Genomic DNA, 13,680 nt, shown 5'->3' with positions numbered 1-13,680 from the left:
CGGTTCCTGGGATGGCCCGAGTGTTCACGCCCGGCATCCGGTGGCAACCGAAAAGTGCCGCCCTGCCCTCATCCTTCAGGCTTAAGCAGCACTTTGCAGGGTCGGCTGGGGAAGCTCGATCGCCTTCAGGGGCAGGGACAATACGACCCGCAGGCCCGGCTCGTTGTCCTCGAGCCTGAGCGCTCCGCCATGGAGCCGCGCCACGGCGGCGGCGAGGCTGAGCCCTAAGCCGAAGCCGGGGCGGGAGCGGGCCGTCTCCAGGCGGACGAAGCGCTCGAGCACCCTGCCCCGCTCTTCCCGCGGAATGCCGGGTCCCCGGTCAGCCACCGCGATCCGCACCTCGCCATCGCGGCGATGGGCCGACACGCTGATCGTCTTGCCGGGGGAGTCGGACGAGGCGCCGTATTTGAGGGCATTGTCGAGCAGGTTCGACGTCGCCTGCCCCAGGAGCTCCCGGCTGCCGTGAACGGGAAGGTCGTCCTCTACGGAGACCTCCAGATCCACGCCGGCTTCCTCGGCCAGCGCATCGTAGAGTTCGGCCACGCCGCGCACGGCCTCGGCCGCATCGAAATCGGCCAGTCCCTCGCGGGCATTACCGGCCTCCAACCGGGCGATCATGAGCAGCGCGTTGAAGATGCGGATGAGGTTGTCGCTCTCGTCGATGGTGGCCTCGAGCGCGGTCTTCAGCTCGTCGGGCGTGCTCGCCGTGCGCAGGGCCTCGTCGGCCTTGTTGCGCAGGCGCGTCAGGGGAGTCTTGAGATCGTGGGCGATGTTGTCGGAGACCTCCTGCATGCCGCGCATCAGCTCGCCGATGCGGTCGAGCATGGCGTTGAGGTTCTGGGCGAGACGGTCGAGCTCGTCGCCGGTTCCTGCAATCTTCAGCCGTCCGCCGAGGTCGCCGGCCATGATGTGGCGCGTGATGTCGGTCATGTCGTCGACGCGCTTGAGCACCCTGCGCGTGATGAACCATCCGCCGAGGCAGCCGAGAACGCCGATGAAGAGCAAGGAATAGCCGAAGGCGCGTTGGATGATCTCACGCAGGCGCCGGCGCTCTTCCACGTCACGGCCGACGAGAAGGCGGAAACCGCCGGGCAGGAGATAGACACGCACGATGGCCACGTCCGGCCGCGTGTCGGTCTCATCGGTGCGGTTGTAGAGGGTCTCGAACTGACCAGTCCGCCCGAGTATATCAGGAGGCAATGCGCCCACATTGCCGGCGACCCGCTCGCCGGCCTCCGTGGTGACGAGATAGAGCAAGGCACCAGGCGCGCGAGAACGCCGCTCAACGTTGTTCACGAGTCGGCGCAGGCCGCCAAACCTATACTGGTCGGACAGGCTGTTGATCTCGGATTCGATGCTGGAGATGAACTGCTCGGTGAGGAGCCGCTGCGCGTTCCAAGCCACATAGCCCAGTGCCACGAAGGCGAAAATGGTGAAGATGAGCAGATAGGCAAAGGACAGTTTGAACGCTGTCGTCCGGACGAGCTTGCCGAGGGCAGACATGAAGGCGCTCATGGCTGCACGCTCATTCCGCGTCCCCCTCAGTGCCGACGCGCACCATGTAGCCCGCGCCGCGGATGGTGTGGATGAGCGGCTTGTCGAAGCCCTTGTCGATCTTGGCGCGCAGGCGCGAGACGTGAACGTCGATCACGTTGGTCTGCGGATCGAAGTGATAGTCCCACACGTGCTCCAGAAGCATTGTGCGGGTGACCACCTGGTTGGTGTTCTTCATCAGGTATTCGAGCAGGCGGAACTCGCGCGGCTGCAGCACGATCTCCTGGCCGGAGCGCGTGACGCGGTGGGACAGCCGGTCGAGCTCGAGATCGGCGATGCGGTAGATCGTGGGCTCGGTACTGGGAGCCGAGGCGCGGCGGCGCGAGAGAACCTCGACCCGCGCGAGCAGCTCGGAGAAGGCGTAGGGCTTAGGGAGGTAATCGTCGCCGCCGGCACGCAGGCCCTTCACCCGGTCGTCCACCTGGCCCAGGGCCGAGAGAATGAGAACCGGGGTCTCGACCTTCTGCTCGCGAAGCGAACGGATCAGGGAGAGGCCATCGAGCTTGGGCAGCATGCGGTCGACCACGAGCACGTCGTAATCCCCCGCCTCCGCCATGGCATAGCCGTCGAGGCCGTCGGCGGCATGGTCCGCCACGTGGCCTGCCTCGCGGAACGCCTTGACGAGGTAGGAAGCCGCCTCTTTGTCGTCCTCGATGATGAGAATCCGCATCAGCCTGCACGTCACACAAGAAAAAGCCCGTCGGCGAACCGGTCCTGGAGGGGAAAGACCGGTCCGCCGCGGGCAGAAGACACCAGGTGTCGGGGGCAATCAACTCAGAAAACCTGGTGCCTGTACCTTTATCCCGACGCATCGTGCTGACCCGAAGGGCCACGTGAGTGAAAAGTGGATCCGGTTTTCGCTGCCGCGGACCTCCGGTTCCGCCAGAACGATGCGCTCTTTAAAAAGTTGAGCATCGGATTGATCCCAAAAGTGGAGGCCACTTTTGGGATCAATGCTCTGGGATCAGACGCCCTTCGGCTGGCTCCCGACCTCGAGGGTCACGTTACGCTCCTTGCCTTCGCGGTAGAGCGTGAGCGACACGGACTTGCCAGGGGCCACATTCGCGATCTTCCGCGACAGATCCTTGGCCTCCTTGATCGGCTGCCCGTCGACCGCGACGATCGTGTCGCCCGTCTTGACGCCGGCCTTGGCGGCGGGACCGTCCTTGATGGCCTCGGCCACGAGGGCGCCCTTGGGCTCCTTCAGGCCGATCGCCTCGGCGATCTCCTTGGTCACCGGCTGCATCTGCACGCCGATGAAGCCGCGGGTCACGGAGCCCTTGTCCTTCAGCGAAGCCACGACGGTCTCGACGGTGCTCGCAGGGATGGCAAACGCAATACCCACATTGCCGCCCGAGGGCGAGAAGATCGCCGTGTTCACGCCCACGACCTCACCGGAGAGGTTGAAGGTCGGGCCACCCGAGTTGCCCTTGTTCACCGAGGCGTCGATCTGGATGTAGTCGTCATAGGGGCCGCTGCCGATATCGCGGTGCTGGGCCGAGACGATGCCGGCCGTGACCGTGCCGCCGAGACCGAACGGGTTGCCGATCGCCATCACCCAGTCGCCGATGCGGGCCTTCTGGGAGGCCAAACGAACATAGGGGAAGTCGTTGCCTTCGACCTTCAGCAGGGCGAGATCGGTCTTCGGGTCGGTGCCGACCACCTTGGCGTCGAGAGTCCGGCCGTCGTCCATGGTGATCTCGACCTCGGAGCCCTTGTCGACCACATGGTTGTTGGTCACGATGTAGCCGTCAGCCGAGACGAAGAATCCGGAACCCATGGACTGGCCGAACTGACGCGGACGCTCCTGGCGCGGGCCGCGATCGCCGCGACCGGGGTTCTGGTCGCGGAACTGGCGGAAGAAGCGCTCCATCGGGTGGCCCGGGGGCAGATCGGGCATCGAGAACTGCTGACCGTCGTCATCGCCGTCGTTCCGGTCGGCCACGTTCTGCACCTTGACCTTCACGGCCACGACGGCGGGCTTCACCTGGTCGATGACGTCGGCAAAGGACGGGGCCGCCTGGAGCGGCTGCGCCATGGAGCGCAGTTCGGCATGGGCGGGATTGGGAGCAACCAGGCCGCTCTCGACGGCGCCGCCTGCGATCAACGCAGCCACGGCCGCTGCGCCGAGCCATGTCGCGGTGCGCTTGCGGGCGGGGGTGGAAACCTTGTCCAACATGTCTTGTCTCTCCTGGATAAACCCCTGTGGGTTCGTCATGAGAGCAAGATGGGGTGCGCCGCCTTACGGTACCCTCACCCCAAGATGAAATGTTGGTAAGGTTTGAGAAAGGGCGACGGGGCGGGATCTCAGCTGTGCCGGCGGGACGGGCGCCCACGTTTAGCGGGCCCGGATTTCCTGCCCTTGAGGCTTCTGACCGAACGGGTTTGCAGCTTCCGTCCTCCCGTGCCCTTCACGATCAAAGGAGCCTTTTTTCCGACCGAGCCGGTTGCTGGCTCCTGCTGGCCGCCTGCTGCGTCCGGAGCCCTCCTTGGCGGAAGCGGCTGGACGACGCGAGCGACAAAGGGGCGGCTCATGCAGTCTCTCACATGACCGGCCCGCCGCTCCACGATGCGCCGGAAGCCATCGACGCCGACCTTCCCCTTCGGGGCGATCTGCAATCGCGCCTGCTGACGGCAGGCCTCGCGCTTGTCGACGAGGTTCTCGTCCGATTGTGCAGCGAAAGGCAGAACAAGAAGGATCAAACCCAATCCGAAGGCCGCTACTTTCACGACCGCACCTTTCGCAGGAAACATCAGGAGATTGATGGCCCGATATCACCAGCTTGGCGGTTCGACACAGCGACAAATTGACGTGATCACCGAAAAAAAGCAGAGGCGTTTCCATCACAGGAATACAGCCTCAGCGCAGCGGATTTTCATCCTCCTAGAGACGCTTGAACGGGGTGGTTTGCCCATGCAAGCCGAGCGGGCTCAGAGGCCGCCCGGTGCTCACGCTCCCTGATCGCGCCTGAGCAGGTTTTCCAGGGCCTTCCGCTCCTCTTCGTCGAGGGATGCAGTCGCAGGCTTCGGGCGACGCCGCATGGCGGTATAGGCGCCGATGCCGCCGAGGATGAGCACGAGGGCGGGCGTCAGCCACAGCAGCACCGTGTGGGCTCCGAAGGCGGGCTTGAGCAGCACGAACTCGCCATAGCGTTGAACCAGGAAGTTCTCCACCTCGTCGTTGGTGTCGCCGGCCACGAGGCGCTCGCGCACCAGCAGGCGCAGATCCTTGGCGAGCTGCGCGTCGGAATCGTCGATGGACTGGTTCTGGCAGACGAGGCAGCGCAGGCCCGCAGAGATTTCGCGGGCGCGCTTCTCGAGCGACGGATCCTTCAGCACCTCGTCGGGCTGCACGGCGAAGGCCGGACCGGCGAGCATGAGAGCCACGACGAGGGCAAGGACCGGACGCATGGCCTACTCCGCAGGAACGGCAGAGGGTGGCGCGACCTTCGCGCGGGCCGGCGCACCGATGCGCAGGCGCCGGTCGGTCAACGACAAGGCACCGCCCGCCGCCATCACGAGGGCGCCGATCCAGATCAGCAGCACGAGCGGCTTGTGGTAGAGCCTGATGCCCACCGACCCATCCGCCTGCACCTCGCCGAGGCTGGCATAGACCTGCCCGAGGCCGGTCGTGAGGATCCCCGCCTCCGTGGTCGGCATGCCGCGGGTCACGTAGAGCCGCTTCATGGTCTCGAGCGTTCCGATCTCCCGACCGGAGCTGAATACCGTCAGGACAGCCGCATCCTCACGGTAGTTAGCCTCGACGCGCGGGATGATCCGCTCGAGCCGGACCTCGTAGTCGCCCCCCTTCAGGCGCTCGCCGATCTTCAACGTGCCGAGGGCCTCGACGCCCCAGGCGGTGGCGGCGATGCCGATCACCGTCAGTCCCACACCCGCATGGGCGATGGACGTGCCCCAGGCGGAACGCGGCAGGCCCCTGGCCTTGCGCCAGGCAACCGGCAATGGAGTGCCCATCGACCACGAGCGCGTCACGATCTCGTTGAGCGAGCCGAGCACCAGATAGACGCCGAGCCCGATGCCGAGGGGCGCGGCCACCGGGCCGCCATAGGTGAAGGCGAACAGGACCATGGTCGCTAGGAGCGAGATGCCGAACACGGCAAAGAGACGCTGCGCCGTGCCGAGGAAGTTGCCGCGCTTCCAGGCGAGCGTCTGGCCGAGCGGGATCAGCAGCAGCAGCGGCACGATCAGCGGCAGGAAGGTGAAGTTGAAGAACGGCGCGCCGACGGAGATCTTCTCGCCCGCCAGCACCTCCAGCGCCAGCGGATAGAGCGTGCCGATGAACACGGTGGCGCAGGCGGTGGCGAGGAACAGGTTGTTGACCACGAGCGCGCCCTCGCGGGAGACGGGCGCGAACAGGCCGCCCTGCTTGAGCATCGGCGCGCGCCAGGCGAAGAGCGCGAGCGAGCCGCCGATGAACAGGATCAGGATGCCGAGAATGAAGGTGCCGCGCTCCGGGTCCACCGCGAAGGAATGGACGGAGGTGAGCACGCCGGAGCGCACCAGGAAGGTGCCGAGCAGCGACAGGGAGAAGGTGAGGATGGCGAGAAGGATGGTCCACACCTTCAGCGCATCGCGCTTTTCCATCACCACGGTGGAATGCACGAGTGCCGTGCCGGCAAGCCACGGCATGAGCGAGGCGTTCTCCACCGGATCCCAGAACCACCAGCCGCCCCAGCCGAGCTCGTAATAGGCCCAGTAGGAGCCCATGGCGATGCCGAGCGTCAGGAACGCCCAGGCGCCGAGCGTCCACGGGCGCACGATCCGCGCCCAGACCGCATCGATGCGCCCGTCGATCAGGGCAGCGCAGGCGAAGGCGAAGGAGATCGAGAAGCCCACATAGCCGATGTAGAGAAGCGGCGGATGGATTGCGAGGCCGAGATCCTGCAGCAGCGGGTTGAGGTCCTGCCCCTCGACCGGTGCCGGAATCACGCGGGTGAAGGGATTGGACGTCGTGAGGATGAAGAGCAGGAAAGCGATGGTGACGGCGGCCTGGACCGCGAGCGTGTTCGCCTGCAGCCGCATGGGGATGCTGTTGCGGGAGGCGGCCACGACCGCACCGAACAGGGCCAGGATCAACACCCAGAGCAGCATGGAGCCTTCATGGTTCCCCCATACGCCGGAGATCTTGTAGATCAGCGGCTTTGCCGAGTGCGAGTTCTGGTAGACGTTGAGCACCGAGAAGTCGGAGTTCAGGTAGGCGAAGGTCAGGGCGAGGAACGCGAAGGCGATGCAGGCGAACACCGCGAGCGCACCCGCCGGCGCCACCGTCATCAGCACCGGATCGTTGGCGCGCGCCCCCCAGAGCGGCACAACGAACTGGATCAGCGACAGACCCAGCGCCAGCGCGAGTGCGAAATGTCCGGCCTCGACTACCACGAGGGTCCTCCTTTACTGCGTCTTGGGCGCGGCATTGGCCTCGCCCTGCCAGTGGCCCTGTTTTTTAAGCGCGTCGGCCACCTCGCGGGGCATGTAATTCTCGTCATGCTTTGCGAGAACGGAGTCGGCACGGAATGCCGTCGGACTCTCGAGAACGCCTTCGGCGATGACCCCCTGCCCTTCGCGGAACAGGTCGGGTAGCAGGCCCTTGTAGTTCACCCGGATCGCAGCCTGCGCATCCATGACCTCGAAGGTGATCTGCTGGTCGGCGCCACGCTGAACGGAGCCTTCCTTCACGAGACCGCCGAGGCGGATGCGCGTGCCGGGCTGCACGCTCTTCGCCTGGATGTCGGCCGGCGAGTTGAAGAACACGATCGTGTCGTTCATGGCATAGAGCACGAGCCCGAGCGCGATCGCGAGAACGCATCCTGCTGCTGCGATGAGGGTCAAGCGGCGTTGTTTTCTCGTCATGGCTGAGCGTCGGTCAGTTTCAGTTCCTGCGCCATCGTGTCGATGGTCTTCAAGGCCTCGGTGTCCTGCGCCAGAGCCTCCCGGGCGCGCCTGGCCGCATCGGCAGCCTTGTCGCGCTGCCCCAGCACGGCATAGGAGCGCATCAGCCGCGTCCATTCCTCCGCAGAACCGCCTTGGGTTTCCAGCCGACTCGCAAGGCCGGCCACCATGCCGGCGATGGCCTCCGGCCCGACCTGCGGCGCGCCGGCCGGAGCGGCCTCGGGCTGCGGGGCGCCGAGCGCCGCGAGTTCCTGCCTGACGGCATCCACCCACGGCGCATCGGCCGGCGAGGATGCAAGCAAGCTCTGAAGGATCGTCCTGGCCTTCTCGCCCTGCCCGTCCTGCACTGCGGCGCGTGCGAGATAGAATTTTGCCTTGGGCGCCGACGGGTCGAGCTTGATCGCCTGCTCGAAAGCTCCTTGCGCCTCCGCCGATATCAGCCCGTCCTTGGCGAGCACCAAAGCCTCGCCGTAATTGGACAATCTGACCGCATCGGGCGACTGATAACGAACCGCCGCCTCATAGGCCTTCACCGCGTCGTCGATGCGCCCCATGCGCAGATAGACCGGAGCGATCACCTCCCAGCCGCGCCCGTCCTGCGGGTTCTTGGCAAGATGCGCCTCGATCTCGGCTACGGCGCCAAGCAGATCGAGATTGCCCGCCTGCTGCTGCGGCGGCTGCATGCGCGCGCCCGGCGGCTGGCTCAGCAGCTGGGGCGAACCATAAATTTCGTAGGTCGCGAGCGCCAGGAGCGGGATGATAGACAGGACCAGGGTCGAGGCGGCGCGGCGGCGGCGCAGGGCCGGCTCCCCGACGGCAGCGAAAGCCTCCCCGCCGGGCAGGCCCATGGCCCGCAGAAGCCTGCGGCCGGCCTCGGCCTTGGCAGCCTCCGCCTCGCTCGCGAGAAGCACGCCACGCCCGAGATCCCGCTCGATCTCGGCGATCTGCTCACGGTAGAACAATGTGTCGGGATCCATCTGGCGTCCGACATTGCGCTGGCGCGACAGCGGCCACAGCACCGCCATCACGGCTGCCGCCGTCATTGCCAGGAGAATGATCCAGATCACCATAAAGTCCTATTTACTCCGTGTCCTCCTCAAGCACGACGGTGGCACGGTGTCACGCGTAAATCCCCTTAAGAGGAGCTCCTATCCCCCGGGAGTTCGAGGATGGCGCGCAGGCCTCCCATGGGCGACGCATCGAGCTTCAGCGAGCCGCGGTACAGCGCGGCGAGATCGCTGACGATGGAGAGGCCGAGGCCGGAACCAGGCTTAGTTTCGTCGAGCCGGCGGCCGCGCTTGAGCATCTCGGCCCGCGCGGTTTCGGGCAGCCCCGGTCCGTCGTCGTCGATGAGCAGGCGGAAGCGCGGCCGGTCGTCGTCGCGGACAATCTCGACAGCCACCACCACCTTGCGCGCGGCCCACTTGGCCGCGTTGTCGATGAGGTTGCCGGCCATCTCCTCCAGATCCTGCTTCTCGCCGCGGAAGCGCAGATCCAGCGGGATGGCGAGTTCGACTTCGAGATCCTTGTCCCGGTAGATCTTTGCGAAGGTGCGCGCGAGGCCGGCAATCACCGGCTCGGCCTCGGTCAGCGTTCCGAGCGTGCCGGCGAGCGCCGCGGCACGGGCCCGGTCGAGATAATAATTGACCTGGTCGCGCATGAGGGCCGCCTGCTCGCGGACCTTGTCGGCGACGTCCTCGGGCGCGTTCTCCGCCTCGTTCATGATGATGCTGAGCGGCGTCTTGAGGGCATGGGCGAGATTGCCCACCTGGGTGCGGGCGCGCTCCAGAATCTCCCGGTTGGTGTCGAGGAGCAGGTTCAGCTCGCTGGCGAGCGGAGAGATGTCGCGCGGGTACTCGCCCACGATGCGCTCCGCTTCGCCCTGCCTGATGGCGCCGAGCGCATTGCGGAGATTGGCCAGAGGCCGGAGGCCGAAGCGGATCTGCAGCAGCGTGGTGAAGCCCAGGGCCAGCCCGAGAAGGGCGAAGGTGACGGTGAGCGCGAAGATGAAGTCGCGCACGGCCGCGTCGATCTCGTCGCCGGGGCCGGCGACGCGGATGATGTAACGCCCATCCTCGCCGAGATCGATATCGCGCTCGATGACGCGCAGATTGCGGTCGTCGGGCGCCCGGCCGTAGCCGCGGCGGATCTGGCCGAACCGGTCGTCGCCTGCGGCAAGGCTCGGCAATTGTCCGCCGAACAGGGATTTCGAGGAGCGGATCTCGGCCGGCGCCGCATTGGGCCGCGCCACCTGCCAGTACCAGCCGGACAGGGGCAGCTCGAAGCGGGGATCGCCGATGGGGCCCAGGTCCCGGTTGGGATCGCCGGGACCGACGAGGTTGGAGGCCAGCGTGTTGGCATAGACGAGAAGCCGCTGGTCGAAGGCCCGCTCCGTGTTGTCCCGATAGAGGGTCGAGAGGATCAGGCCCGCGATCAGCAGGATCACGAAGCTCCAGAAGACCGAGGAGACCGCCAGGCGGACCGCGATGGGCCGGCCGGCGAAATGTTTCATGAGCGGGCTTAAGCCGGTCACGTCTTGGTCTGGGTCTGGCTCGCGTCGAGGAGGTAGCCCAATCCCCGGACGGTCTGGATGATGTCGACGCCGAGCTTCTTGCGCAGGCGGCCGATGAAAACCTCGATGGTGTTCGAATCCCGATCGAAATCCTGGTCGTAGAGGTGCTCGGTCAGCTCGCCCCGCGAGACGATGCGCCCGGTGTGGTGCATGAGATAGGACAGCAGCCGGTACTCGTGGGAGGTTAGCTTCACCGGGTTGCCGTCCACGGCCACGCGGCCGGAGCGCGTGTCGAGCTTCACGGGGCCGCAGGCGATCTCGCTCGTGGCATGGCCGGCCGAGCGGCGCAGCAGGGCGCGCACGCGGGCGAGAAGCTCCTCCATGTGGAAGGGCTTCGTTACGTAATCGTCGGCGCCGGCATCGAAGCCCTGGACCTTGTCGCTCCAGCGGTCGCGGGCGGTGAGGATGATGACCGGGGTCTTGCGGCCCTCGCGGCGCCAGGCCGTCAGGACGGAAACGCCGTCGACCTTCGGCAGGCCGAGATCGAGGATGATGGCGTCGTAGGGCTCGGTTTCCCCAAGGAACTGCCCCTCCTCGCCGTCCATGGCGGCATCCACCGCGTAGCCTGCCTGTTCAAGGGCAGTCACGATCTGCTGATTGAGGGTTCTGTCGTCCTCGACAACGAGTAGGCGCACAGTTCAGGCTTTCTCTATTTCACCGATTTCACACGGCCGGACGAGCCGTCGATCATCACTTGCACGATGCGACCATCCTTTTGCAAGGCCATGATCACATAGACAAGGGCATCGCTGTTCCGGCAGAGGCTCGCCCGGACCACGTCGGCGCCCGGCACCTGACGGCGCGCCGTCATCACGGCGGAGGCCGGCGTGACGACGCCCTTCGAGGCGACGGCTTCCTGCATCTCGCGAGGCGGAAGGCAATTTCCGAGGGCCGCCGACGCGCTCTGCGCGTACGCTGCTCCCATCATCCCCCACGACGCTATGACCAGCCAAACCAGACGCATGAAGAAACCATGCCTTTGCAGCACTGAACGAATTCTGAATATAGCTAGGGTCGGTTTCCCAAGGATAAACCGGCTTTATCCTCTTTAAATTCCTGTTAGAGGATCTAACGCTCCCCTCATCCTGAGCAGCAGACGCAGTCTGCGTCTCGAAGGAGGATCCGGAGAGCACTGGACGATCCTTCGAGACGGTCACTGACGCGACCTCCTCAGGATGAGGCCCAGGTTGGTCAGGCATTCTCAGTTCAGGATCTGCTTCGTCGCGAGGATCCGGAACAGGATCGAGGCGATGAAGCTGCCGGCGGCGATGAGCTGGACGAGGGCCTCCTCGACGGCGCCCGTGGCGAGCGCCGAGCTGTCGAAGCCGAACAGGCCGAGAACGAGGGCGGCGAGCCCGATCAGGTTGGACCAGATTGTGCGGCTGGCCAGAATGGACTTGGAATCGAACATATCAGACATTCCTGGAAGAAGGGGGTGACGAAGAAGCCAGCCGCAGAGCCCCCTGCTCGACGGCGAGGACCCGCCTGCGCCAGCCGCGTCCGAAGACGCGCCACGTGGCGAGGCGGCTTAAGAATCCGAGACGGACCCGGGTGAGACGGCGGATCGTGCTCGCAGGATCGGCCTCGCGGGCAGCCTCCAGGGTCACGGGCCCCACGATCCCGTCCGCCTCGACCCCGAGCACGGTCTGCAGCATCCCGGCTGCCCGGACCACGCCCGAATTCACGGCGAGGTCGAAGACGGCAAGGTCCACTCCCGGCGGCAGCTCCTCGGCACGCACGAGATTCCAATAGAGACGCCGGTAGATGGACACGGCCTCACGTTCGGTGAGTCTTCGCACGTCGTCGACGGAGGCGGGGCGTCCCCGCGCCCGGAACAGGGTTTCGCGGGTGATGCCGAACTTGGTCGCCCCGCCCGGATCCCTGGAATGCTGCACGAAGCCGCCCTCGTGCTGCAGCACGAAAGCGGCCGCCAGCTCGAAGCGAGATGTCAAAACCGTCATGAGCGATTCTCATAGTTCCGCCTGCAAGGCGATGAAAGCCTGGGATCCGAGGTGGAGATTGCCGATTCCGCCCGCTGCGCCGGTGAACGAGGTGCCGGCCTGGAATCGGAGAATGACGCACGAAGGACTCGCAGACCCTAGAGTCGTCACCGTCAACGCTCCGGAAAGGACGGACCAGATGGCGCTGCTGTTGCTGAAGAAGCCCACCTGGTTTCCGGCGGGCGGTGCGCTTACCCAGGCGAACCCGCTGGTCACGATGGAGGGTGCGGCCCGCATCGGCAGCGAGAGTGGGCAGATGAAGTCGATGGCATTCGCCGCGACGCGCTGCCCGAGATGCCCGAGGATGGCAGGTGATGCGCCGGTCATGGCGAGCCGCTGGAAGGTGCGGCGGCAGCGCAGCTCCTCGATGTCGGGGGATGGAGCGCTCCAGGGCGTGGCCTGGGCGCCGAGTTCGAGCTTGACGCGCTTGAAGGAGCAGGTTGCAGCAGGCTGCAGGCGCAAGGTGATGTTGCCGGTCTCGGCGCCGTCGAGCATCACGCTCGCCGCCTGGCGGCCGGAGCCCGCCGGGATCGTGGCGGCCTTCGAGCCGATGAGGACCGGCAGGGGCTCGGAGGGATCCTCCACGGAGAGGGTGAGCGTCGCGCCTGCGAGATGAGCCGCGCCGATCTCGGCCGCCGCCTGCGCAACGTCGATCACCTGCTCGATGGCACCGGCCAGCGTGATCGTGCCGTCTGTGGCGCGATTGACGGTGCAGCCTCCCGGTCCACCCTTCCAGCGGTCGAAACCGTAGATGCCTGCGCTCAAAAGGCCGCCGGCGAACTGACGCTGGTTGACGATGAAGGCGGCGTTGACCAGCAGGTTGGCCCGCGGCGCGTTGGAGAGGCCCGACGGGAACGACGCGATGCCCGTCGCACGGTCGATTACGAGCGCATCGCGCCAGAGGCTGCCATCGTGAGAGACGCGGATCGAAAAATCGTCGCTGCCGATCAGGCCCGTTTCCGCGCGCCCGCTGAAGCCGCGCTGGTAGAGCTGCGACAGAACATTCGCCTCTGCGGCCTTGTCGAGCACGAAGCGCAGATCGCCGGTGCCGCCCTCCTCCGCTGCGAGCGCGGCAAAGAGCGCCGCGTTGAGCTTCGCGGACAATCTGTTCAAGGCATCCGCATTCGTGCCGATGCCGAGCCGCTCCAGATTGTCGAGCCGCTCGGGCGTTGCTCCGACATCCTTCCATTGCAGGCCGTCGAAGATGAGGAGCTTGCCCTCGGCCTCCACATAGGCTCGCCACCCGGCCCGGGCTGAGAAGAAGCGCCAGAGGCCGAGATCGAAGAGAGCAAGCTTGCCCTCCTGACCTGCGAAGGCGCCCGTGGCGTTCGTGCCGAGGAGGAAGCGGTCGCCCTCCTCGGGCGAAGCGGGCGGCGCGGTGCGTCCGCGTTCCTTCACCGCAAGCTGTATGAGGGCATCGAGAGAGGCGAGCGCCTCGTTGTGGGTGACATGCTTCTGCGCCTGCGCGGCGGCGATGAGCGGCAGGGCGAGATGGGGCGTCGATGACATGGAATAACTTGCTCTGACAAGGAAAGAAAAAATCGGTGTGATCTAGTTTGAATTTCGATGTCATCCCCGGCGGTCCGCAGGACCGGGAAAGGGATCCACTCACACGCATAGCGCTATGGATTCCCTTCCCCTCCGCTG

At 66.0% G+C, this 13,680-nt stretch carries 14 protein-coding genes; all 14 read right to left on the bottom strand.

Going from position 1 to position 13,680, the window contains the following annotated elements; translation table 11 throughout:
• Positions 1 to 81 precede the first annotated feature (81 nt).
• Positions 82 to 1,515 (bottom strand): sensor histidine kinase, encoded by a 1,434-nt coding sequence (locus ILT44_RS14520; RefSeq protein ID WP_204240311.1) that lies wholly within the window; start codon positions 1,513 to 1,515, stop codon positions 82 to 84.
• Between the two features lie 10 nt (positions 1,516 to 1,525).
• Positions 1,526 to 2,224: a winged helix-turn-helix domain-containing protein gene (locus ILT44_RS14515; protein WP_204240310.1), complete on the bottom strand. Its 699-nt coding sequence runs from the start codon at positions 2,222 to 2,224 to the stop codon at positions 1,526 to 1,528.
• A 294-nt stretch (positions 2,225 to 2,518) separates the two neighbouring features.
• Positions 2,519 to 3,733: a S1C family serine protease gene (locus tag ILT44_RS14510; protein ID WP_204240309.1), complete on the bottom strand. Its 1,215-nt coding sequence runs from the start codon at positions 3,731 to 3,733 to the stop codon at positions 2,519 to 2,521.
• A gap of 128 nt (positions 3,734 to 3,861) precedes the next feature.
• Positions 3,862 to 4,308 carry a hypothetical protein gene (locus ILT44_RS14505; protein WP_204240308.1) on the bottom strand — a complete coding sequence of 149 codons (447 nt, stop codon included), beginning with the start codon at positions 4,306 to 4,308 and terminating at the stop codon, positions 3,862 to 3,864.
• Positions 4,309 to 4,503: 195 nt separating this feature from the next.
• Positions 4,504 to 4,965 carry a cytochrome c-type biogenesis protein gene (locus tag ILT44_RS14500; RefSeq protein ID WP_204240307.1) on the bottom strand — a complete coding sequence of 154 codons (462 nt, stop codon included), beginning with the start codon at positions 4,963 to 4,965 and terminating at the stop codon, positions 4,504 to 4,506.
• Between the two features lie 3 nt (positions 4,966 to 4,968).
• On the bottom strand, positions 4,969 to 6,951 hold the full coding sequence (locus ILT44_RS14495; protein ID WP_204240306.1) for a heme lyase CcmF/NrfE family subunit: 1,983 nt from the start codon (positions 6,949 to 6,951) through the stop codon (positions 4,969 to 4,971).
• Positions 6,952 to 6,963: 12 nt separating this feature from the next.
• Complete coding sequence (gene ccmE / locus ILT44_RS14490; RefSeq protein WP_204240305.1) at positions 6,964 to 7,422, bottom strand: cytochrome c maturation protein CcmE; 459 nt, start codon at positions 7,420 to 7,422, stop codon at positions 6,964 to 6,966.
• Positions 7,419 to 8,531 carry a c-type cytochrome biogenesis protein CcmI gene (ccmI, locus tag ILT44_RS14485; protein ID WP_255549725.1) on the bottom strand — a complete coding sequence of 371 codons (1,113 nt, stop codon included), beginning with the start codon at positions 8,529 to 8,531 and terminating at the stop codon, positions 7,419 to 7,421. The genes ccmE and ccmI overlap by 4 nt, the downstream gene beginning before the upstream one ends.
• A 65-nt stretch (positions 8,532 to 8,596) precedes the next feature.
• Entirely contained in the window at positions 8,597 to 9,973 is a 1,377-nt protein-coding gene (locus tag ILT44_RS14480; protein WP_204240303.1) for a sensor histidine kinase, read from the bottom strand.
• Positions 9,974 to 9,990: 17 nt separating this feature from the next.
• On the bottom strand, positions 9,991 to 10,668 hold the full coding sequence (locus ILT44_RS14475; protein ID WP_204240302.1) for a response regulator transcription factor: 678 nt from the start codon (positions 10,666 to 10,668) through the stop codon (positions 9,991 to 9,993).
• A gap of 14 nt (positions 10,669 to 10,682) precedes the next feature.
• A complete protein-coding gene (locus ILT44_RS14470; protein WP_204240301.1) occupies positions 10,683 to 10,958 on the bottom strand; it encodes a PepSY domain-containing protein in 276 nt (91 codons plus the stop codon).
• Positions 10,959 to 11,234: 276 nt separating this feature from the next.
• On the bottom strand, positions 11,235 to 11,444 hold the full coding sequence (locus ILT44_RS14465; protein WP_204240300.1) for a hypothetical protein: 210 nt from the start codon (positions 11,442 to 11,444) through the stop codon (positions 11,235 to 11,237).
• Position 11,445: 1 nt separating this feature from the next.
• Positions 11,446 to 11,994 carry a glycoside hydrolase family 108 protein gene (locus tag ILT44_RS14460; RefSeq protein ID WP_204240299.1) on the bottom strand — a complete coding sequence of 183 codons (549 nt, stop codon included), beginning with the start codon at positions 11,992 to 11,994 and terminating at the stop codon, positions 11,446 to 11,448.
• A 9-nt stretch (positions 11,995 to 12,003) separates the two neighbouring features.
• A complete protein-coding gene (locus ILT44_RS14455; RefSeq protein WP_204240298.1) occupies positions 12,004 to 13,542 on the bottom strand; it encodes a DUF2793 domain-containing protein in 1,539 nt (512 codons plus the stop codon).
• Positions 13,543 to 13,680 lie beyond the last annotated feature (138 nt).

Origin of the sequence: Microvirga arvi, from assembly GCF_016892765.1 — a bacterium.
GTDB lineage: Bacteria > Pseudomonadota > Alphaproteobacteria > Rhizobiales > Beijerinckiaceae > Microvirga > Microvirga arvi.
The sequence above is the reverse complement of the archived record's forward strand: the minus strand, read 5'-3'. Positions and strand labels throughout refer to the sequence as shown.